The sequence below is a fragment of the Bacillus sp. FSL H8-0547 genome, from assembly GCA_038002745.1.
Taxonomy (GTDB): Bacteria; Bacillota; Bacilli; order Bacillales; family Bacillaceae; genus Bacillus_P.
In genome coordinates, this window is record JBBODD010000001.1 from 3,675,136 (window position 1) to 3,696,635 (window position 21,500).

The 21,500-nt window shown below is 44.0% G+C and carries 26 protein-coding genes; 23 read left to right on the forward strand and 3 right to left on the reverse strand.

The annotated features are described in order from the left end of the window. The first annotated feature begins 10 nt into the window (after positions 1-10). The 3 genes from MHB63_18550 (at position 11) to MHB63_18560 (ending at position 3,048) form a co-directional block, all read left to right on the forward strand. Positions 11-1,456, forward strand: a complete 1,446-nt coding sequence (locus tag MHB63_18550; GenBank protein ID MEK3808525.1) for a substrate-binding domain-containing protein — start codon at positions 11-13, stop codon at positions 1,454-1,456. Between the two features lie 169 nt (positions 1,457-1,625). Continuing rightward, positions 1,626-2,669, forward strand: coding sequence for a serine hydrolase domain-containing protein (locus tag MHB63_18555; GenBank protein MEK3808526.1), 1,044 nt, complete (start codon positions 1,626-1,628; stop codon positions 2,667-2,669). 64 nt (positions 2,670-2,733) lie between these two features. Beyond that, a complete protein-coding gene (locus MHB63_18560) occupies positions 2,734-3,048 on the forward strand; it encodes a hypothetical protein (GenBank protein MEK3808527.1) in 315 nt (104 codons plus the stop codon). Positions 3,049-3,091: 43 nt separating this feature from the next. On the opposite strand, the gene MHB63_18565 is transcribed toward MHB63_18560, so the two are convergent. Next, positions 3,092-4,057: a multidrug resistance efflux transporter family protein gene (locus MHB63_18565; protein ID MEK3808528.1), complete on the reverse strand. Its 966-nt coding sequence runs from the start codon at positions 4,055-4,057 to the stop codon at positions 3,092-3,094. A 114-nt stretch (positions 4,058-4,171) separates the two neighbouring features. Between MHB63_18565 and MHB63_18570 the strand changes: the two genes are divergently transcribed. From MHB63_18570 to MHB63_18625, 12 genes are all read left to right on the forward strand, one after another. Next, positions 4,172-4,531: a n-acetylglutamate synthase gene (locus MHB63_18570; GenBank protein ID MEK3808529.1), complete on the forward strand. Its 360-nt coding sequence runs from the start codon at positions 4,172-4,174 to the stop codon at positions 4,529-4,531. Positions 4,532-4,600: 69 nt separating this feature from the next. Further along, the gene (locus MHB63_18575) at positions 4,601-4,852 is read left to right on the forward strand and encodes a DUF2164 domain-containing protein (GenBank protein MEK3808530.1); all 252 of its coding nucleotides are present in this window, start codon (positions 4,601-4,603) and stop codon (positions 4,850-4,852) included. 126 nt (positions 4,853-4,978) lie between these two features. Beyond that, the gene (locus MHB63_18580; protein ID MEK3808531.1) at positions 4,979-5,779 is read left to right on the forward strand and encodes a transporter substrate-binding domain-containing protein; all 801 of its coding nucleotides are present in this window, start codon (positions 4,979-4,981) and stop codon (positions 5,777-5,779) included. A 15-nt stretch (positions 5,780-5,794) separates the two neighbouring features. Beyond that, positions 5,795-6,472: an amino acid ABC transporter permease gene (locus tag MHB63_18585; protein ID MEK3808532.1), complete on the forward strand. Its 678-nt coding sequence runs from the start codon at positions 5,795-5,797 to the stop codon at positions 6,470-6,472. A 130-nt stretch (positions 6,473-6,602) separates the two neighbouring features. Continuing rightward, positions 6,603-7,451 (forward strand): GAF domain-containing protein, encoded by an 849-nt coding sequence (locus MHB63_18590; protein ID MEK3808533.1) that lies wholly within the window; start codon positions 6,603-6,605, stop codon positions 7,449-7,451. A 37-nt stretch (positions 7,452-7,488) separates the two neighbouring features. Further along, positions 7,489-7,932, forward strand: coding sequence for an NUDIX domain-containing protein (locus MHB63_18595; GenBank protein MEK3808534.1), 444 nt, complete (start codon positions 7,489-7,491; stop codon positions 7,930-7,932). Between the two features lie 39 nt (positions 7,933-7,971). Continuing rightward, complete coding sequence (locus MHB63_18600; protein MEK3808535.1) at positions 7,972-9,462, forward strand: amidase; 1,491 nt, start codon at positions 7,972-7,974, stop codon at positions 9,460-9,462. 161 nt (positions 9,463-9,623) lie between these two features. Beyond that, the gene (locus MHB63_18605; protein ID MEK3808536.1) at positions 9,624-10,214 is read left to right on the forward strand and encodes a GNAT family protein; all 591 of its coding nucleotides are present in this window, start codon (positions 9,624-9,626) and stop codon (positions 10,212-10,214) included. Between the two features lie 20 nt (positions 10,215-10,234). Then, entirely contained in the window at positions 10,235-10,405 is a 171-nt protein-coding gene (locus MHB63_18610) for a hypothetical protein (protein MEK3808537.1), read from the forward strand. 146 nt (positions 10,406-10,551) lie between these two features. Next, positions 10,552-10,959, forward strand: a complete 408-nt coding sequence (gene spx / locus MHB63_18615; protein MEK3808538.1) for a transcriptional regulator Spx — start codon at positions 10,552-10,554, stop codon at positions 10,957-10,959. 41 nt (positions 10,960-11,000) lie between these two features. After that, positions 11,001-11,711 (forward strand): GTP pyrophosphokinase family protein, encoded by a 711-nt coding sequence (locus MHB63_18620; protein MEK3808539.1) that lies wholly within the window; start codon positions 11,001-11,003, stop codon positions 11,709-11,711. Positions 11,712-11,732: 21 nt separating this feature from the next. Then, on the forward strand, positions 11,733-12,161 hold the full coding sequence (locus MHB63_18625) for a MarR family transcriptional regulator (GenBank protein MEK3808540.1): 429 nt from the start codon (positions 11,733-11,735) through the stop codon (positions 12,159-12,161). Positions 12,162-12,585: 424 nt separating this feature from the next. Here MHB63_18625 and MHB63_18630 read toward each other — a convergent pair whose 3' ends face one another. After that, positions 12,586-13,245 (reverse strand): phosphatase PAP2 family protein, encoded by a 660-nt coding sequence (locus tag MHB63_18630; GenBank protein MEK3808541.1) that lies wholly within the window; start codon positions 13,243-13,245, stop codon positions 12,586-12,588. A gap of 200 nt (positions 13,246-13,445) precedes the next feature. Between MHB63_18630 and MHB63_18635 the strand changes: the two genes are divergently transcribed. Both MHB63_18635 and MHB63_18640 read left to right on the forward strand, forming a co-directional pair. Next, positions 13,446-14,156 carry a nucleotidyltransferase domain-containing protein gene (locus MHB63_18635; protein ID MEK3808542.1) on the forward strand — a complete coding sequence of 237 codons (711 nt, stop codon included), beginning with the start codon at positions 13,446-13,448 and terminating at the stop codon, positions 14,154-14,156. Between the two features lie 17 nt (positions 14,157-14,173). Next, complete coding sequence (locus MHB63_18640) at positions 14,174-14,617, forward strand: GNAT family N-acetyltransferase (protein ID MEK3808543.1); 444 nt, start codon at positions 14,174-14,176, stop codon at positions 14,615-14,617. Between the two features lie 37 nt (positions 14,618-14,654). Here MHB63_18640 and MHB63_18645 read toward each other — a convergent pair whose 3' ends face one another. Then, positions 14,655-14,849, reverse strand: a complete 195-nt coding sequence (locus tag MHB63_18645) for a hypothetical protein (GenBank protein MEK3808544.1) — start codon at positions 14,847-14,849, stop codon at positions 14,655-14,657. A 224-nt stretch (positions 14,850-15,073) separates the two neighbouring features. Between MHB63_18645 and MHB63_18650 the strand changes: the two genes are divergently transcribed. From MHB63_18650 to ablB, 6 genes are all read left to right on the forward strand, one after another. Beyond that, entirely contained in the window at positions 15,074-16,414 is a 1,341-nt protein-coding gene (locus MHB63_18650) for an aspartate aminotransferase family protein (GenBank protein ID MEK3808545.1), read from the forward strand. Positions 16,415-16,420: 6 nt separating this feature from the next. After that, a complete protein-coding gene (locus MHB63_18655; protein MEK3808546.1) occupies positions 16,421-17,128 on the forward strand; it encodes a CoA transferase subunit A in 708 nt (235 codons plus the stop codon). After that, positions 17,107-17,745 (forward strand): 3-oxoacid CoA-transferase subunit B, encoded by a 639-nt coding sequence (locus tag MHB63_18660; GenBank protein MEK3808547.1) that lies wholly within the window; start codon positions 17,107-17,109, stop codon positions 17,743-17,745. Before MHB63_18655 ends, MHB63_18660 begins: the two co-directional genes overlap by 22 nt. Before the next feature lie 22 nt (positions 17,746-17,767). Further along, the gene (locus tag MHB63_18665) at positions 17,768-19,036 is read left to right on the forward strand and encodes a peptidase (protein MEK3808548.1); all 1,269 of its coding nucleotides are present in this window, start codon (positions 17,768-17,770) and stop codon (positions 19,034-19,036) included. A 66-nt stretch (positions 19,037-19,102) separates the two neighbouring features. Then, entirely contained in the window at positions 19,103-20,533 is a 1,431-nt protein-coding gene (locus MHB63_18670) for an aldehyde dehydrogenase family protein (GenBank protein MEK3808549.1), read from the forward strand. Between the two features lie 75 nt (positions 20,534-20,608). After that, positions 20,609-21,463, forward strand: a complete 855-nt coding sequence (gene ablB, locus MHB63_18675; protein MEK3808550.1) for a putative beta-lysine N-acetyltransferase — start codon at positions 20,609-20,611, stop codon at positions 21,461-21,463. Positions 21,464-21,500: the final 37 nt, after the last annotated feature.

The following is a 21,500-nucleotide window of genomic DNA, read 5'->3' on the forward strand; positions in this document are numbered from 1 at the left end:
GGAGAAAAGATTGAAAGCTGCAAAGCTGATTTTGTATTTTGGGCTTATCCCATTTAGTTTATCACTGCTGGTGGTCATTTCTATGATGGCGGGTGTTCACTTCATTTTATATTCGTCCATCGCTTTTTTTTCAATTGGAGGACTCGTCTTTGGGTACAGGTGGTTTAAAAATCGAGTGCAAGGACAAGAATTTCTCGCCTTTGTTCCGCTTGCGTATACAGCTTTGCTTTGGGCAATCTTTATGTGGATCAGCGGAGGCTTTTACGGACATGACAGCTGGGTAATCTATGGGATTTTGCACTTGCCGTATGCACCGGGATTTTTCATGTCAGCTTTTGCTGGTGAACTGAGTACCCTTTTTGGGGCTCCAATTGCATACGGATCGGCATTCAGCATCCCATGCATTCTTTTGATGCTGAGGAATCATCGAAACAATTTGTTTCCTGCTGCAAAAAAAGCATTTACTCTGTTTGCCGTTATTGTAATCAGCTTAAGTACAGGCACTTACATAGATGCTGAAAGAAGCAAAACAGTGCTTCCCACATACGGGTATGAACATGGTGGGGGCTATTCGACTACAGATTTGACGCCTTATGAAGTAACCAATCCATATCACAAGCTGCCGACTTTAAAAGGTGAGTCAACGTTCATCATCGAGAACTCAGATGAAATGCCGGTCATTGACGGAGCTGAGGCAGCTTTTCCGGTTTATTCTGCTTTTGCAAACGCAGTCTACAAAAATGTCAGCAGCGTCATGACATCCAAGAAAGAGGTTGTCAGCTTTACGAACACGATCTATGCATATGAGCGGCTGCTTTCGGGAGAAGCTGATATCTACTTTGGTGCCGAGCCTTCTAAAGAGCAGCAGATGATGGCTGAAAAGGCCGGCAAAGAGCTTGTCATGACACCGATTGGGAAAGAAGCATTTGTTTTCTTTGTTCATCCGGACAATCCGGTGGAAAACCTGGATGTTGAACAAATACAGAAAATCTACTCAGGTGAAATCAACAATTGGGAAGACGCAGGAGGCAATAAGGAAGAAATCATGCCCTTTCAGCGCCCGAAAAATTCAGGAAGCCAAACGCTGCTTGAGAAAATTATGGGCAACACTCCCATTCGAATACCGCTGAAAGAAGAGGTTGTACAGGGGATGGGGGGAATTATTGAACAAGTGTCAGATTACAGAAATGTTGAAAATGCCATCGGCTTTTCCTTCCGCTATTTTGCCACAGGGATGAGGAAAGATGAAGGTATCAAGCTGCTTGGAGTAAACGGGATCAAGCCGGATCCTGAAAATATCAGCAATGAAACCTATCCATTTACAGCTTCCCTTTATGCCATTACGCTTAAATCCAATCAGAACAAACAGATTGAGCCATTCCTCCAATGGATGCAGGGGCCGCAGGGACAGGAACTGGTTGAAGAGGTTGGGTATGTAAAACTTACGGAACAATAAAGGTCAAAAAAGGGCATCTCCATGCAAAGGAGGTGCCTGCTGTGATATTGGCATCGTTTGCATGTCTCCCGGACAAGGAAAGAACCATTTTACAGCACGGTAAGGACATGTATTTACGATAGTATTGTAAAATTGAGAATTAGAGGTATTTTCTATCGGGGGGATTATTGTGAAGCCGCTAAGTGTCAACATTAAAAATCGTATGGTTGATTATCAGATAACTGGATTAAGCTTGGCATCTATTGATCAGGGCCGTATAAGCAGCACCGAATGTTTCGGTTTGCTTGAAGCCGGAACAGATAAAATGGTCAAAAGGAATACGATTTTCAGTGCTTGTTCAATCAGTAAATTTGTGACATCAATGCTTGCGATGATCCTGACAGAACAAGGCATACTTGATTTAGATGAGGATGTAAATGACAGACTTGCTTCATGGAAAGTTCCTGGAAATAAATTTAATAATAAGAAAAAAGTGACGTTAAGAAATTTACTTTGTCACCAGTCTGGCGTGATTGATCCTCCAGATAGTTTTTCCGAACGAAATTCGATGACAGACTGCCCTGAGACAGCAGAATTATTGGCAGGAAGGACTCCCTATTGTAAAGCTCCAATTGAACTGAAGTATGAACCTTGGAGCGACTTCAGCTATTCGGACGCAGGTTACTGCATTATACAGCTCGTAATAGAGGACGCTGCCGGCATACCTTTCACAAAGCTGGTACATGATTTTATTTTCCGTCCATTAAATATGTCTGACAGCACATTTGATCTACCTGTATCATCCGCAGATAAAGGGAATTTCTCATGCGGTCACAGCAAAAGCGGTGATCTTGTTGATGGGAAATATCCTGTTTATCCTTTTCCTGCAGCTTCAGGGCTGTGGACAACACCTGCAGATTTAGCTCTTTTAGTGATAGAACTAATGAACTCCATTAAAGGTGAAAGCAGCCTTAAGCTTTCTGCAAATAAAGCAATGGAAGTGATTGAATCCCAGGGATGCAAGGAATGGACTGGGCTTGGTGTTTTCCTGGATAAAAACCAAACGGGAATTGAAATCTCATCACTTGGCTGGGGAGCAGGTTTTCAATGTGTGATGGTGGCATATCCGTTACTAGGAAAAGGTTTAGTGATTATGACTAATACGGATACCGGTATACATCAACTGGAAGGGATAATCGGAGAAATCTGCAGGGATTGGGTTGTGAATTTTTAGAAAAATGAAACTTTTAATAAATCCGCTTCGTATATAAAGTCATTCAAAGACTGCGGGGTGCAAAATGAAAAAATACCTGTTTTTTGTTCTGTTGACAGTGATCATCGAGTCTTTATTGATAACCGGCACAATTGTTATATGGAACACCGCTTTTCCTGAAACCATGTTTTTCGGCTCCTTCATATTTCTGTTTATTTCTTTCATCATAAGCTCTTCGGGTGGATTCCTGTCCAATAACGCTGAGTTCTCCGTTTTTACAGCGATGGCAGGAAGCTATCAGCCAAGGCGCGAGGAAAGTTATTTGATTGTCAGCCCGTTCTTAGTAGGTTCTGGCCTGTTCTTTATTAGTTATTTTGTCATTTATTATTTTGTTTATTGAGTCAAAAAAACACCGCAAAAAGCGGTGCAAAGCGTCTTTCTCTTCAAAGGTTTTTAGCTGCACGTGAATAGAAGATTTTTCTCAAACGGCCTTCATTAAAATAACTGTGCATAAACATCCCGGCGATAATCAGTCCGATTCCGGCAAGGGTCATGCCTCCTGGAAATGGACTTGAAAAAAGAACCATTTCACCTGCAAAAACGAAAAGGACCTGGGTTGATTGAGTAGCTTCAACAGATGCAAGCTTGCCTTCATCATGGCGTGACCTGTCCGTTGCAATAAAAAACAGAGTCGTTGCGATCACACCTGAACTGACGGCGACGATAAAGGACTGTACGACCTGAGCGGATGAGGGAGGACCGGTGAAAACATACCCGCATACTGCCAGGATGACCCAAAACGGAGTGCTTGCCAGTGTCATGCCGAGCACTCTCTGAAATGTATCAAGCCTCCCTCCGCATACCTCCATCATCTTCCTGTTCCCGAGCGGATAAGCAAACGCTGCGGCAGCAACCGGAAGAACACCCGCCAAAAGGGCCCAGCTTCCAGCTCCTGATGCATGCTTCATTTGAATGAGAACGACTCCTGAAAAAATGATAACAGAAAAGAACAGGGCAGGCAGAGGGATTTTCCTCCTGTTTTTCACCCCTTCTGAGCTTTCATAAAAAAGCGGGGCAAGCAATGTGCCGGCTACAATGGTCAGCTGCCATGTACCCGCTACAAGCCAGCCGGGCCCGTAAGCAGCGGCAAATGTGATGGGCGCATAAAAAAGGACAAACCCTGTGAAGCTCCAAAGGATCCACTTAGAAGGCTGTGCCTTCATTTCAGAGAAAAGCTGTCTGCTGTTTTTTCGAAGAAAAACAATCAGAGCCAAAAACGGAATCATAAATAAAAACCTCAGCGATGAACTCCAGAGCCAGCTGCCGCCTGCAAGCTCCATGGACCGGTTCAAGATAAACGTTACAGCAAAAAACATGGAGGCAATGATGCCTATTCCAATTTCTTTCATAGCTTCCTCCTATTAAAACGTGTGCCTCTATTATACAAATATCCAGACGGAAAATTCAGTTAATACGAAAGAAATATGTTACGATAGCAAAAACATGCTGAAAGGATGCTTCTCATGATAAATTACAATAACCGCCGTTTTGCGGCTGTATCAAACTCTGATAATGGGGAAGTTTCATCAAAGACGATTTTTATTTACAAGCAGGAAGGAAACATTCTGTCAGGGTCATATGAGGGAGGGGAAATCCTGAAAGGGTCGCTGATGGGGCTGGTAAAGGAAGACGGATCCCTTGAGTTCAGCTATCATCATATTAATGATAAGAATCAGATCAGGGGAGGCCGCTGCTTTTCTGCACCTGAAAAGCTGGCTGACGGAAGAATCCGTCTTATGGAAAGATGGCAGTGGACGGATGAGGAGCGGACTGAGGGAGAGTCTGTCATTGAAGAATTCCTTCCTTGTACACAAAATTTCTGAAAAATACAGTCTGACAATCTGCTTTATTTTCTGATATCCTCAGGCTTGAATCTATTACTGGAAAGGCTGATGACCGTGTTTATTCAATTTACGAAAGAACAGAAGATGATGATGATTGAAGATATTCAGCGTTATTATTATCAGGAAAATGGAGATGAAATTGGTGAACTAGCAGCTGAAAATCTGCTCGAATTCATTAAAGAATCCATCGGTCCCCATTTTTATAATCAGGCTGTCAAAGATGCGAAAAATCTTGTCGAACAGAGAATGCAGTCTATGGAGGAGGATTTGTACGCTCTTGAACGGTCTGTGAAAAGGTAGACGTTCAATCATAAATATTGCGAATTTCATCCTGTAATGCTATCTTTTATAGGATTATAGAAAAAAAGGTGGATTTGCATGAAGAATATTTTTTCACTAAATAAAACAGGCGCCATTTTCGCCATAATGGCATTTGCATTTATGCTTGCCGGCTGCGGCAGTTCTCAGGAGAAACAGGAAGAAAAAACAGCCTGGGACACAATTAAAGAAGAAGGCAAGCTGAAAGTAGCAACTTCCGGCACTCTTTATCCTGCTTCCTATCATGATTCAGAAACAAATGAGCTGACTGGATTTGAAGTGGAAGTGGTCAAAGAAATGGCGAAACGCATGGATCTCGAAGCTGAATTTTCAGAAATGGCGTTTGACGGTATGCTGACGTCTGTTCAAAGCGGCAAAGTTGATCTTGCTGCAAATGATATTACGATGACTGTTGAGCGGAAAGAAAAGTTCGACTTCTCAGTACCTTATAAACACTCATACGGGACAGCTATGGTACGGAAGGATGACCTTTCCGGCATAAAATCGCTAGAGGACCTGAAAGGGAAAAAAGCAGCAGGAGAAGCAACAACAACTTATATGGCTGTAGCCCGCGAGTACGGAGCTGAGGAAGTCATTTATGACAATGCAACAAATGATCAGTACTTGCGTGATGTGTCAACCGGAAGAACGGATGTCATTTTAAATGATTACTATCTTCAGCGATTGGCTGTTGCTGCTTTTCCAGATTTGAACATTACTATTCATCCTGACATCAAATTCAATCCTGTCAGCCAGGGCATCATTATGAAAAAAGACAGTGACGAGCTGAAAAAAGAAATTGATGCGGTACTGAACGAAATGCTTGAGGACGGAACGATCGCCAAAATCTCAAAGCAATTTTTTGATGGAGCAGATGTTTCAAAAGAAACAGATGCTGATTTTAAGTAGCGGCAGGTGACGGCAATGGATGCGATCCAATGGGAATACCTCTTTGACTGGGAGCTTGCCGTCAAGTCCTTTCCTTTTGTTATAAAAGGAATCTGGAACACGTTGCTTATTTCCCTTCTCAGCATGGGCATTGGCTTGGTGCTCGGTTTTTTTCTCGCATTAGCAAGAACGTCCAAGTCTCCTGTCCTAAGCTTGCCTGCGAGAATCTACATTTCATTTATGCGCGGCGTTCCGATTCTGGTGATTCTGTTTATCCTGTATTTCGGATTTCCGATTATCGGAATTGAATTTACAGCGGTAACCGCAGCGCTGATCGGCTTCAGTCTTAACAGTTCTGCCTATATGGCTGAAATCAATCGCTCAGCACTTGCATCTGTGGACAAGGGGCAGTGGGAAGCAGCTAGTTCTCTTGGAATGTCGTACTGGCAGACAATGAGAGGCATCATTCTCCCTCAAGCGTTTAGAATAGCGCTTCCGCCTCTGTCGAATGTGCTCCTCGATTTAACAAAAGCCTCATCTTTAGCAGCTATGATTACGGTGCCTGAGCTGTTCCAGCAGGCAAAAATTGTAGGAGGAAGAGAGCTTGATTATATGACGATGTATATTCTCGTCGCATTCATCTACTGGGGGATTTGCTCCCTGCTTACTCTGTTTCAAAATTATCTTGAGAGAAGATATGAATACCTGCTTTAATCAGAAACCAGATTGCTGCAAATGCGGCATCTGGTTTTTCTTTTTTTTACATTCCTGAAAATGTTGAGCAGAGGTTTTCCATGCTATACTTATCGAAAGAGTCCACATTGTATCCTTTAGGAGGGTTTATTTGAAAACTGGCAAAGATCAATTGAAGTCAGGCTATTCTTCTCTCGGCACTGTCTCAAAAAAAATGTTTGCAATGATTTGTGACCGGCTGAATGTACCTGTTGCTTATGTGACGAAAAGAGGGCATACAGCTATAACCGTCCTTAGCTCCTACAACCATACAGAAGAAATTATTCCAGAAGGATACATTGTAGAATACAGCAGCACCTATTGCAGGCACATTATTGAAAATGGGATGATGACGACATCAAATCTCATGCAATACGGCATGACAAAGGACCTTTCTGTTACTGGGGACCTTAAGATGAAAGGGTTTTTAGGTGTCACCCTGAAAGATGTGAACGGAAACGTATTTGGGACGCTGTGTGTTATGGACAGGAATGAAAAAGAGTTCTCAAAAGAAGATGCTGAATACCTTTCTTCGATGGCTGAATTGCTCTCGCACATCATTGAGCTTGACCGAGCGAAATATGACCTTGGTTTTTTAAGTGTCCCCATTATCCCAATAACAGATGGTGTATCTATTCTCTCCCTCCAGGGAACGGTGGATGAAATCCGCTCAGAAAAAATCATCTCGGATGTGCTTGAAAATGCTTCTATTCACAGCATTTCCTGCTTCATCATTGATTTGTCAAAACTCTTCGTTCAGGACGATTTATTTTCAAATCTTCTTTTTACTCTGACAGAGGCATTAAAGTTAATTGGTACCGACACAATTATAACCGGAGTAACTGCCGATTTTGCAATCGAGCAGTACAGACACAGAAGCTTTGATCAGATCAAAGCTTCATTTGCAAAGGATATTAGCACTGCGCTTGAATCCATCGGGTATCAATTGACAGAAAAATAGGACCCGGCTTGGAATTTAAAAAGTATGGGGGATCGGGATGCAGCCGCCAAAACATATTGTTTCCGCAGCGACTATTGTACTTAATGAAAAGAGAGAAATCTTACTTATAAAAGGTCCGAAAAGAGGGTGGGAGATTCCCGGGGGACAAGTAGAAGAAGGCGAATCACTGAAAGCAGCAGCCATCAGAGAAACACAGGAAGAATCGGGAATCATCATCGAAGTGACGAAATTCTGCGGAATTTTTCAAAATGTAGACCGTTCAATCTGCAATACACTTTTTATGGGTAAGCCGGTTGGAGGAAAGCCCGAGACAAGTCCTGAGAGTTTAGAAGTGGGGTATTTTCCAATTGAGCAGGCCCTTGAAATGGTCACCTGGAAAAATTTCAGGCAGAGAATTGAATATTGTTTAAACGATGAAATACAGCCTTTTTATGTTGAATTTAAAGGAAGCGAGACAGAAGAGCTGATTGGAAAACTATGAGAGTCGGACAGCTGAAAATGACAGGAGATGAAAAAAATGATGGATTTGCATACATACGCGTCCTTCGATGCAACCGGTCTTGCAGAATTGGTTAAAAAAAGAGAGGTTTCCCCTCATGAACTGGCAGATGCTGCATTTAAGCAGATTGAAAATGTCAATCCGCTAGTAAACGGTGTTGTCCGAACCAGGCAGGAGAAAGCACTGAAGGAAATACAGGAGCTGAAAGAGGATTCCCAGCCGTTTGCAGGAGTTCCGATGCTGCTGAAAGACATTTCACAGGCTGTTGAAGGAGAACCTCTGACTGCGGGTTCAAAGCTTTTGACAAACAATACAGCGAAAAGAGATTCCCATTTTGTCGCGCGTTTAAGAAAAGCAGGTTTTACTTTGATCGGCCACACAAACACACCGGAATTCGGTTTGAGAAACATTACGGAACCTGAACTGCACGGTGCGACTAAAAATCCGTGGAACACAAAGTTTTCAGCCGGCGGTTCAAGCGGCGGTTCAGCGGCCGCTGTGGCATCAGGAATGGTGCCGATAGCCGGTGCCAGCGACGGCGGAGGCTCCATCCGGATTCCGGCCTCTTTTACCGGCCTTTTCGGATTAAAACCTACAAGAGGAAGAACTCCAGTCGGGCCAAGTGTGGGCAGGCAATGGCACGGGGCATCCATTGATTTTGTCCTGACAAAATCAGTGCGGGACAGTGCTGCGATGCTTGATCTTCTGCAGGTGATCCAGCCGGAAGCAGCCTTTCATACGCCTTTGTTTGAAGGGAAATATACGGACACTCTTAAATCAGGAATGAAAAAGCCGCTGCGGATTGCTTTTCAGACCCAGTCACCAGTTGGGACAAAAGTAAGCAGCGAAGCAGAAGAGGCCGTTCATCGCATGGCCGGCTGGCTTGAAAGTCAGGGGCACCAAGTAGAGGAACGCGGAAATGGTATAGACGGAGTCAGACTGATGGAGAATTATTATACGATGAACAATGGAGAGATGTCGGCAACGATTCTTGACTTGGAGAAGATGCTTGGGCGGCCGATTGCGGCAAATGACGTGGACATTGTGACCTGGGTTCTGAGTACGGCCGGGCATTCTGTAACAGCGGCCGAATTTTCTAAGAGTCTTGCAGAGTGGGATTTTGCAGCAGCTCAGATGGCAGCTTTCCATGAGACGTTTGATTTGTATCTGACACCTGCGACTGCCTTTGCCGCACCGGAAATTGGAGAATTAATGCAAAAGGAAGAAGAAATTCAGACGCTGCTGAAAATCAGCGAACGCCATAAGGACGAGCATCTTCCATTTGTCTATGACATGTTCCTGAAAAGCTTGACGTACACGCCGTTTACCCAGCTGGCCAATTTGACGGGACAGCCGGCAATGAGTGTCCCAACGCATATGACAAAACAAGGACTCCCGCTTGGAGTTCAGTTTATAGCGCCTAAAGGAAGAGAAGACTTGCTTGTTTCACTTGCAGGAGACATTGAACAAACGCAATTGTGGATGGGGATGGAAGGAAATCCGTTTTTTTGACCAGCAGAACTTAGAAATAGAGAGAAAAAGAAGGATAATTGTAAAAACATGGCGAATAATTTCGTATCAAAGAGACTGCTGTATGTCTGAATGCTGAAAAAACCTTTTAATATCCGCTCTGCCGGCATTTGTGAACAGTTAGAAAATGGAGATGCATCACAGTGGAAACATCATTTCCTGTTATTGAAACAGAGAGATTGCTTTTGAGAAAGGCTGTTCAAGAAGATGCAGCGGACATGCTCCGCTATTTGTCTGATGAAGAAGTTGTCCGGCATATGGGTCTGAATCCATTTACATCTTTACAGGACGTTTACGGCGAATTGGATTGGTACCGGGAAATTTTTCAAGAAGGCACTGGCATCAGATGGGCAATCTCTCTTAAAGAATCAGGCATCATGATTGGAAGCTGCGGCTTCTTAAACAGAAAACCAAACCATTTCCGCGCTGAAATTGGCTATGAATTAAGCCGAGAGTGTTGGAGAAAAGGGATTGCGGCTGAAGCTCTTCAGGCCATTATCAGCTACGGGTTTGATCATTTAAAGCTTGAACGAATCGAAGCCTTAATTGAACCTTCCAATTCACCTTCCATAAAGCTCGCGGAAAGGCAAGGGTTCATCAGGGAAGGCCTGCTTAGACATTATGAATACACTTGCGGGAAATTTGATGATTTGTATATGTATTCACTTTTAAAAATGGATTGGCGCAGTAAAGAAAATAGAACAACAGCCGATAATACCAAGAAAGATATCTAAGCAGGAGGGAAGCATATCCTATGGAAGAACAAAAACATTGTCCTAAATGCAAGTGTGAGCAGCAGCACGAAGACAGCAAGTGTCTGGTGTGCGGACACAGCGTGATGGATTCCATTCTGGCTCTATACCCGGATAAACCCCTTAGAACAAGCAGCCGCAGAAGGCCTGTAAAGTCATCCCTTTTTAAGTGATGGCTTTTTTCTTGCATAAAAACACATAAAACAAGAAAAAGCATATTAGTTGATTTATATATATCTTACTTGTAAGATATATATATCGTACATGTTTTACAAACAGGTGGGACTTATGATCAATCTTTGAAGGAGAGGAATCATTTATGGCCATTACGTTGTTTACATCATGCAGCTGCTCATCCTGCAGAAAGACAAAGCTTTGGATGGAAGAGCACGATATTTTATATACAGAAAGAAATCTTTTAACTGAACCTCTGACAATGAAGGAACTTAAACAGATATTGCGTATGACAGAAGAAGGGACAGATGAAATTCTTTCAACCCGGTCGAAGCAGTTTCAGGAGCTTGACGTTAACCTCGATTCTTTGCACATGCACGAATTGCTTGAGCTTCTTAAGTCTAAACCAGGGTTGCTGCGGTGCCCGATTGTCATGGATGAAAAAAAATTTCTTGTAGGATTTAATGAAGATGAAATCCGCAAGTTTTTGCCAAGAAATATCAGGGCATACTTACTTAGACTGCTTGAAGCAAAAACGATGCTTCCAAATTAACTGGAGGAGTTTATACGGTGGAAGATTTTAAAGTGCCGGAAATGAGTGCAGAGAAGCTTAAGACAATCAAGAGAGAACTCACGCGCTTTATGATGTCCTACAAGTTTGCACTTGAAGAAATGAATACGAAAATAAATATTTTAAAACAGGAATTTCAGTATATTCACGATTACAGCCCTATTGAGCACGTAAGCTCGAGGCTTAAGTCGCCTGAAAGCATCATGAAAAAAATGCATCGTAAAAACTATGTTTTTTCACTGGAAGAAATCAGAAAAAATATGAAAGATATAGCGGGAATTCGTATAACATGCTCGTTTTTATCTGATATTTATCAGATCAGCGATATGATTCAAAACCAGAAAGACATCCATATCGTCGAATGCAAGGATTATATTAAGAACCCAAAGCCGAATGGCTACCAAAGCCTTCATTTATTGGCAGAAATTCCTGTTTTCATGTCTGACAGACAGGAGAATGTGATGGTTGAGGTTCAAATCCGAACGATAGCCATGGATTTCTGGGCAAGTCTTGAACATAAAATTTATTATAAATATAACCAGGCTATACCTGAACATTTGACTGATGAACTCAGAGAAGCGGCATTATCGGCAGCCGAGCTTGACCGGAAGATGGAAAGGCTGCACAATGAGATCACCGATTTGAAAAAAAACGGAGAAGAACAGCATCCTCTTGAGGAACAAATGCTGCTTCCTTTAGAACTGCTCGCCAAGCTTAGGCAGACAAGAGTATAACGCATGCTGGAGATGACCCCTATGAATACGAAAAGAAACGAAAATATCGTCTCCCTGTTTGAGATTTTTGTTTCACTGGAACGCAAATGGATGAATGACTGGAACCATGTGAATCAGGTGGGACTATCCAAAACCCATATTCTGATTCTGCAGATTCTCGAGACAGAAGGGCTCAAGCGTCCTTCGCTGCTTGCAGAGCAGCTTCAGATAACGACGGGCGGAGTCACCGTACTGACAAGCAAGCTGATTAAAGACGGCTTTGTGCAAAAGTGCCAGAGCGAAAGGGATCGCAGAGCTTATAACCTTGAAATAACAGAGACAGGAAAGGAACTGCTCCATTCCGCAAGAAAGCAGATCAACCAGCAGATTGAAAACATGTTCGGCATGCTTTCAGATGAGGAAATTCAAAATTTGCGGGACATTTTCCACAAATGTCTGATGGGTCAATAAACAAAAAGCCGGAAAATTCCGGCTTTTTTGTTTATTATTCTTCCGATGCGCAGGATTCACACAGCCATAACTCTTCTTTTTCTGAAAACGTCAGCTTTTTGTGAAAAGAACACTCATCACAAAGGTCTTCTCTTTCATTTTCGTTAGTCATCCTAAAAGCCTCCTTCATTCAAAGTCCCCATCGGAGCAGAAGCCATATTAATACCTATGATTATGATGGTAAATATACCCCTCCTTAATGGAATGGAAACCTTCCCACATTTGTCCCTGTGCCGCTTTGCAGTGTACTAATAAGTGATGGATAGTAATTCGACAGATGAGATGTAAATGCCTTTCTTCAGAAAAAAATTTTTTTCAATCATCTGGATTGATTAAAAAAAATAGACAGCTTATATAAAAAAAGAACCCATTCAGGTTCTTTAAGTCAGCCGGCATTCCTTTCAGACACTCTTTCTTTGATAACGGAAGGCAAACGTGCCGGAGCGCGCTTTAATTCAAAAAGAATATACCAGAGTGAGAGGCCAAGGGCAATCGATGCAATCACATCATAGATCACATGCTGTTTTACAAATAACGTTGACAGAATAATCAAAACTCCCGTCAGCTGAGAGATAAATGCAACCATTCTGCCAAGCTTGAATTTTGGAAGAACGAGCATAATGATGAAGGTAGTCAGTACATGAATGCTTGGGAAGCAGTTAAACGGCTGGTCGTTCTGATAAATCACCGAAACAAGATGGATAAGGAAACCATCACCCGTGAGTTCGGGTCTTGGAACAGTTGACTGGAAGAAAAAATAAACACCGAAGCAGATTAATTCTCCTGCAGTCAGGGCAATTACAGTTTTCCAGTAAACAGCTGAATCTTTCCACCAGAAAAACAGGAGAAACCCAAACATATACACATACCAGATGATATAAGGAAGAATGAAAACCGGGACAAATGGAATATAAGCATCTGCCGGAGCGGTCATGTCAACCGCATCTGTCTGCCTTTCATTTAAAAATTCATACATCAGTCCGAGAAGGGGGAATACGAGAAACCCGGATAAGTCTCTTATTTTAAGAAAATAGTTTTTTGTCATAAGAAAACGCTCCTGCAATAAGTTTGATAAAAATGTTATACCCGGCCAAACGTCAAGTTAATCTGTCTCTAATTGGAAATCACAATCTTACATTCTGCCAGATTATGAGTATAATGGAAGAAAGACAGAACATTCCTACTATACCTGCTGCGGTGAAAAAAAGGAATCTATTTTTTAAAAAGAGAGAGGGGGGAAACAAAATGAGGCTTCAGCCTGCAGAGGCAGCAATGAAAATTGTTGAAAAAAGGTTTCCTTCATGTTCCGCAGCTGTGCTTGCGGGAAGTGTAGTGAGAGGGGAAGGCACTCATACATCAGACTTGGATCTTGTCATATTTGACTCGAGCATTGAAGAGTCTTACAGAGAATCGTTTGTCGATTTCGGCTGGCCTGTAGAGGCATTTGTACATAATTTTTCATCTTATCGTTATTTTTTTGAGGAAGACTGCAAACGCGGAACACCATCAATGCCGAGAATGACAGCAGAAGGAATTGTGCTGAGGGGTGAGGAACTGCTTGCCCCGATTAAAAAGGAAGCATCAGCTCTGCTTGAAAAGGGTCCTGAGCCCCTGACACAAGAGGAAATTGACAGCAGACGCTATTTCATTACCGATGCTTTGGACGACTTTACCGGCTGTACAATTCGTGCGGAGGGCATTCATGTTGCAGGGAATCTTGCTGAACTCCTCCATCAATTTATTTTGCTTACAAACGGAAGATTTATAGGCAAATCAAAATGGATACATAGATCGTTAAAACAATTTGACGACCAGATGGCTGAATCATTTTTTGACGCATTTGAGGATTACTACCGCCTTGGAGAAAAAGAGAGCGTAATCCGTCTGGCCGAGGACATTTTAAAGCCGTATGGAGGAAGATTTTTTGAAGGGTTTTCATTAGGGAAAAACGAATAAGAAGGGGATGGATCATTTTGAAGACCATCGTAAGGCATCCGGAGAAGAAAGACACAGAAGCATTAATGGGGCTGATGTATGAGTACATTGTAGATTTTTATCAATGTGAAAAACCTGCTGAAGACAAGCTGACAAAGCTCATTGAAACGCTTTTTAAAGGAGAAAGAGGTATTCAGTTTGTTGCAGAAGCAGGAAATAAACTTGTCGGGTTTGCAACCCTTTATTTCACGTACAGCACAACAAGAGCAAGCGAGATTGCAGTAATGAATGATCTATATGTAAAGGAAGAATTCAGGGGGAAAGGTGCTGCTGAACAGCTTTTTAAAAGCTGCCATACATACTCGGTGGAGCATCATTTTGCTGCGATGACGTGGGAGACCGCTGAAAGCAATATAAGGGCTCAGCGTTTTTATGCCAGAATGGGCGGGAAAAAAGGTGAATTCCTGACCTATTCTATATAAAAGTGCAGATAAAAACGCTTGGAGGATTTCCAAGCGTTTATTTGAAAAAATGCCTGCAAAGAGAATGGTAGACCATTCCGAGAAAAGCTGCTGTCATTATGACAAAAAAAGCCGTAACGACGCGTTCCCCTGTCTCCCCGTCTGCAAACAGGACTGATCCGCCTCCAAAATAGGCAAGCAGAATAAACATCGCGAAAAAGAAACCGTGAAACAGCCACTTCAGCACAACCATCACCTGACCCTTCAATAAGATATGGTATGCAGGTGAAAAGAAATTTGTTTATAAACTAATGATAGCGCTTACAAAAAATACAGCCTTCTTTTGTGTGGATACTGAAGGCATCAGGCAGAAACAGGTTTGTCGATGGCTTTGATCGCTAATGAGAAATAACCGCTTTGTCTTCCACATATATATTAATGAGCAAGATACATTAGAAGGTTGGGGTGAATGGCGGGGTGGAGAGGGACTATTTAATCAAACCCATGCTTGATGAGAGCTATAAAATAGTCAGCCATGGACAAGGTGTTTATCTCTTTGATACTGAAGGAAAAAAATACATGGACGCTTCTTCAGGAGCAGTTACATGTTCAATAGGCCACGGGGTACCGGAAATCATTGATGAAATGGGTAAGCAGGCAAATGCCGTTTCTTTTGTATACAGATCCCAGTTTTCAAGCCATGCAGCTGAAGGACTTGCAAAAAAGCTTTCAGAAATCACGCCGGGTGACCTTAACTGGACATTTCTTGTTAACAGCGGGTCAGAGGCAATTGAGACGGCTATGAAGACAGCCATTCAGTATTTTCAGGAGCAGAACCGTCCTCAAAAAACGAGGATCATATCGAGATGGATGAGCTACCACGGAATTACGTTAGGAGCCTTATCCCTTTCAGGCCATCCTGAAAGGCGGTTCCGCTTTCAGCAGCTGCTTGAGTCAAATCCGGAAGTTTCCCCGCCATACTGCTACCGGTGTCCATTTGGCCTAAAGCCCGCATCCTGCAAAGCAAAATGTACAGGCGAACTTGAAACAGCAATCAGAAGGACCGGAGCAGAACATATTGCCGCATTTGTGGCAGAGCCTCTTGTAGGTGCAGCAGGAGCGGCGCTAACTCCCCCTGAAGGCTACTATGAGAAAATCCGAGATATTTGTGACCGGTATGATATCCTCCTGATTGCGGATGAAGTCATGACCGGCATTGGCAGAACAGGGAAAACTCTGGCAATAGAGCATTGGGGAGTATTACCGGATATTGTGGCCCTCGGCAAAGGAATGAGCGCAGGGTATGCCCCGATAGCTGCAACACTTGTAAGCGACAAGGTGATGAGGCCGATTCAGCAGGGATCTAAACTGATCATGAGCGGACATACCTACAGTGCCAATCCACAATCTGCGGCAGCAAGTCTTGCTGTTTTGCATTACATCGAAAAAAACAGCCTGAATGACGCATCGGCGGAAAAAGGGAAAATACTGATGAAACAGCTTCAGAAATTGCAGAAGAAGACTTCCATCATTGGGGATGTCAGAGGGATGGGACTTATGATCGGCATTGAGTTTGTAGCAGACAAAGCGACAAAGAAGCCTTTTTCAAAAGCCTATCACCTGACAAGCCGCATTATTAAGAAAGCCCAGGCAAATGGACTTCTTGTTTATCCCGCTGCCGCAGGAATCGAAGGGGGAGACGGAGACGCCATTTTAATTGCTCCTCCGCTTACGATCAGTGAGGAAGAACTAAACGAGCTGGTCCGGCTATTTTCCAAAACCATTTCGGAGATAGAGGCTGAAGTCCTCCCGGTATAAAGGAGAATGTGTATGATTTCAAACGCTTTTCAGAAGATCAGGCAAATAGACGAAGTACTGTCCAAAGTAAAGGATGGCTGCACTCTCATGGCCGGAGGATTTGGAGGAGTAGGCACTCCCCCTACACTTGTAGATGCCATTCTTGAAAAAGGGGTTCGGGACCTTGAAATCATCTGTAATGATGCCGGTTTCCCCCATATCGGCATTGGAAGAATCGTCTCTTCGGGAAGAGTCCGAAAGCTGATTGCTTCACATATAGGATCAAATCCTATTGCAGGGGCTCTGATGTCAGAAGGGAAGCTGCATGTTGAGTTTTCTCCTCAAGGGACGCTTGCAGAGAGAATCCGCGCAGGAGGGATGGGCCTTGGCGGGATCCTGTGTGACGTGGGCATAGGCAGCGAGATTGCGGAAAGAGGAAAAGAAAAGTTAACCGTAAACGGGAAGACCTATTTGCTTGAAACGGCCCTGACGGCAGATGTAGCGATTATCTGCGGCAGGACAGCGGATGAGTTTGGGAATATTGTCTATGAAAAGAGTGCCCGAAACATGAATCCTTTGATGGCGATGGCAGGCGATTATACGATAGCAGAGGTGGACCAGATTGTAAGCTCCGGAGAACTCGACCCGGAAACGATTATTACGCCGGGCGTTTTTGTTCAGGCAATAGTCCAAAGTGAAGGGGTGAACTGGAAATGGGTATGGGAGCCGAAGTGAGAGAGAAAATTGCCAGAAGGGCTGCACTGGAAATTGAAAACGGCATGATTGTCAACCTCGGAATTGGCATTCCTTCGCTTGTACCAAATTTTTTAACAGGAAAGCCCCAGGTCATGATTCAGGCTGAAAACGGAATACTAGGTATAGGCCCGACACCTGCAGCGGGTGAAGAAGATGGCACTCTGTGCAATGCAGCAGGCTATCCGGTCACTGCAGGCAATTGGGCCTCTTACTTTGATTCTGCAGCGGCATTCGGCATGATCCGCAGGGGCTGCGTGGATATGACGATTTTAGGCTCTCTTCAAGTAAGCGGAAAAGGGGATCTTGCAAACTGGATTGTACCGGGAAAAAGAGTGCCTGGAATGGGAGGAGCCATGGAGCTTGCTGCAAAAGCCAAAAAAGTCATCGTTGTGATGAACCATGTGAATAAAAACGGTGAACCGAAAATCCTTGAAGAGTGTACGCTGCCTCTCACTTCAAAGCGATGTGTCAATATGATCATTACGGACATGGCCGTGCTTGAAGTGCAGCCGGGTGGTCTGAAGCTGCTTGAGGTCATGCCTCCTTTCACAGTGGAGGATGTGATCAAACACACAGGGGTGAAGCTTGAAACCTGAAATTTAGTGAAGAGGTGATGGAATGGAAGACTCACAAAAGCTAGTTTGCGCCTGGATCAATGACAACCGGCACCGCCACGTTAAGCTGCTGAAGAAAATGGTGGAACAGCGGAGTGTTCAGGGGAATGAAGCATCAGCACAGGCTGTCGTCCTTGAGAAGTGCCGGCAGCTCAGCCTGGACATCGATTTATGGGAACCCGGGGGGAAAGCATTAAAGCAGCATCCCCATTTTGTTGCGACAAGAACATCCTTTAAGGACAGCCCGAATATCGTTGGGGTGATGAAAGGAAAGGGCGGCGGCAAGTCTGTTATTTTAAACGGCCATGTAGATGTTGTTCCGGAAGGAGATCTGAAGCAGTGGGAAGTTGATCCGTATCAGGCAGCTGTTAAGGATAACCGTCTTTACGGGAGAGGGTCAACGGATATGAAAGGAGGGAATGTCTGTCTGTTAATGGCAATAGAAGCCATTAAAGCATCAGGCATTTCACTGAAGGGAGATGTGATTTTTCAAAGTGTGATAGAGGAGGAAAGCGGAGGAGCAGGAACACTTGCAGCTATACTGCGGGGCTATAAAGCGGATGCTGCGATTGTTCCGGAGCCTACTAAAATGAAAATCTTTCAAAAACAGCAGGGGTCCATGTGGTTCAGGCTTAAGATTAAAGGCCGCTCAGCACATGGCGGAACAAGATATGAAGGCGTGAGTGCCATTGAGAAGACCAGCCTCGTTGTTCAGCATGTGCTTGAGCTTGAACAAAAAAGAAATAAACGGATTACAGATCCTCTCTATCAGAAAATTCCCATTCCAGTTCCTATTAATATCGGTAAAATAGAAGGAGGCACATGGCCTTCATCGGTAGCTGATCTTGTGACACTTGAAGGCAGATGCGGAATTGCACCGAATGAGAACATTGAGGATGTACAGGCCGAATTTCAAGGATGGATAGATGAATTGTCATCTAAAGATGAATGGTTTAAAGAACATCCTGCTGAGCTTGAATGGTTCGGGGCAAGATGGCTGCCGAATGAAATTGACGGAACGCATCCGCTGACAGAGGCTTTGTCAAAAGCATATGTCGACATTCTGGAAAGAGAGCCTGTGGTTGAAGCATCCCCATGGGGGACGGATGCCGGTCTCCTTTCGCACGCCGGCGGCATACCCTCAATCGTCTTTGGTCCCGGAGAAACAGAAATGGCGCATTTTCCAAATGAATATATCGACATCGATCAGATGATCTCCTGCACAAAAGTGATTGCTGCGTTCTTATTAGACTGGTGCGAAGTGTCTGAGTGATGTTTTCAGGGCTTAGGAGAGGGGAAACAAGTACAGGAAAAGACTTACTAATAGAGGTGACCGGAAATGAAGCAGCATTTGTGGATCAATGGTAAATATGAAGAATCAGAAACATATGTGGAACTGACATCTCCCTACTCAAAAGAGAGGCTTGCAGAAGTCGCCATCGCAGACGGCAGCATGGTGAAAGCAGCCGTGGATGCTGCATCTGAAGCATTTTTTGAAATGAAGGAGCTTCCTGCGCACAAACGGGCAGATATTCTTAAACGAACAGCAGAGCTTCTTGCGGAACGAAAAGAGGAAGCGGCTCAAATCATCGCGAAAGAAGCAGCAAAGCCAATCAAAACGGCCCGGGCAGAGGTAGACCGCACAGTCATGACCTATACATTTGCAGCAGAAGAGGCAAGAAGGCTCGACGGTGAAACGATCAGAATGGATGCAGCACCCGGAGGGGAAAACCGAACAGCCTATACGGTGCGGGAACCTATTGGCGTCATTGGTGCCATCACACCGTTTAACTTCCCAATGAATCTAGTGGCTCACAAGCTGGGTCCTGCATTTGCCTCAGGAAATACGGTTGTTTTAAAACCCGCAACCCAAACCCCTTTAAGTTCCTATTTTATTGGAGAACTTTTTCATGAAGCGGGTCTGCCTGCGGGCGCACTGAACATTGTCACAGGCAAGGGCAGCGAGGTAGGGAAGCATTTTACATCGGATGACCGAATAAAAGCCCTGACATTTACAGGCAGCCCAGAGGTAGGAAAAAAGCTGAAGCAGGAAGCCGGCATGAGAAAAACCCTTCTTGAGCTTGGCTCTAATTCGGCAGTAATCGTAAATGAAGATGCAAATGTTTCTGAAGTGGCAGCAAGATGCGTCACTGGAGCATTTGCATTTGCAGGGCAGGTGTGTATCTCGGTGCAGCGTATTTATGTGCATGAGGACATATTTGATGAATTCGTGTCCCAGGCTGTTGAGCAAACACGGAAATTGAAAGTCGGGAATCCGCTTGATGAGCAGACGGATGTATCCTCACTCATTTCAGGAGATGATGTGGATCGCGCCATCGCCTGGATTGAGGAAGCCGAAGAAGCAGGTGCAACGCGTGCGTGCGGAGGAAAAGAGTCAGAAAATCAGACAATCGAACCGGCCATTTTGCTGAATGTGCCTTCTGACACCAGTCTTTCCTGCCAGGAGGCATTCGCACCTGTTGCCATCATCAATTCCTTTCGGACATTTGATGAAGCCATTGAAGAAGTCAATAACTCCCGGTACGGACTTCAGGCAGGCGTATTTACAAACAGAGTGGACCTTGCATTTAAAGCGGCAAAAGATCTCCATGTCGGCGGGGTGATGATCAATGACATCCCCACGTTCCGCGTTGATCATATGCCGTACGGCGGCGTGAAAGACAGCGGGTTTGGAAGAGAAGGCATCAAATATGCAATGGAAGAACTGACCGAGTTGAAACTGATTTCATTTAATCATGCAAACATGTAATACAGCTGGGAAAAAAGAGTGAGTGCAATTCCTGCACTCTTTTTTTCTGGATTGAACAAAAGGGGGAGGAAAAGTGTGAACGAATATAAAACAGAGGAAAAAGAACTGAAAGGCAGGTCGCACAGGGCGACTGCGGTTTTTGACCATTTTAACAGCCGGATGAGAATTGATGATTACCGGGGAAATATGGAAGAACTACTCGCTGGTGCAGAAAAAGCAGCATTGGACAGCGGTTTCACCAAGCTCATTATTAAGGGGAAAAGCTCGGATATTCATGAGCTTTTAAAAAGACAGTATCAGCTTGAAGCAGTCATTAAAGGGTATTTCCACGGTGATCATGCCTGCTTCTTTACAAAATACTTCAGCGAGGACAGAAGAACGACGACTGAGTGGACGGAGCAGGACAGAATGATCAATGCCATTTATGAGAAAGAAAAAACGGCCTTTCCGGATACTTCAGGTTTTACCTTCCGAAAAGCAGAAAGAACAGATGCAGAAGGGCTTGCGTCTCTTTACAAAAAGGTATTTGAAGTGTATCCGACGCCGCTTCATTCTTCAGATTATATTGTGGAAACGATGAAAGAAGGGACGGTTTACTTTCTGGCTGAAAAAGATCAACAAATCGTCAGTGCAGCATCAGCGGAAATAAATTATTCCTATCATAATGCAGAGCTGACAGACTGTGCAACGCTTCCTGAAGCTAGACAGCACCGGCTGATGAGAACACTTTTGCTGAAGCTTGAAGACGTGCTCAGGAAAGAAGGCATTTACTGTGCCTATTCCATTGCAAGGGCAGCCTCTTTTGGGATGAATGCAGTTCTTTATCAGCTTGATTATGAATATACCGGCAGACTCACAAATAACTGCATCATCAGTACAAATCTTGAAAATATGAATGTCTGGTGCAAAGATTTGTCTGCCGAAAAGTGAGCGTTTGCTGCTGGAAAACCGGCACTAAGGGGGATTG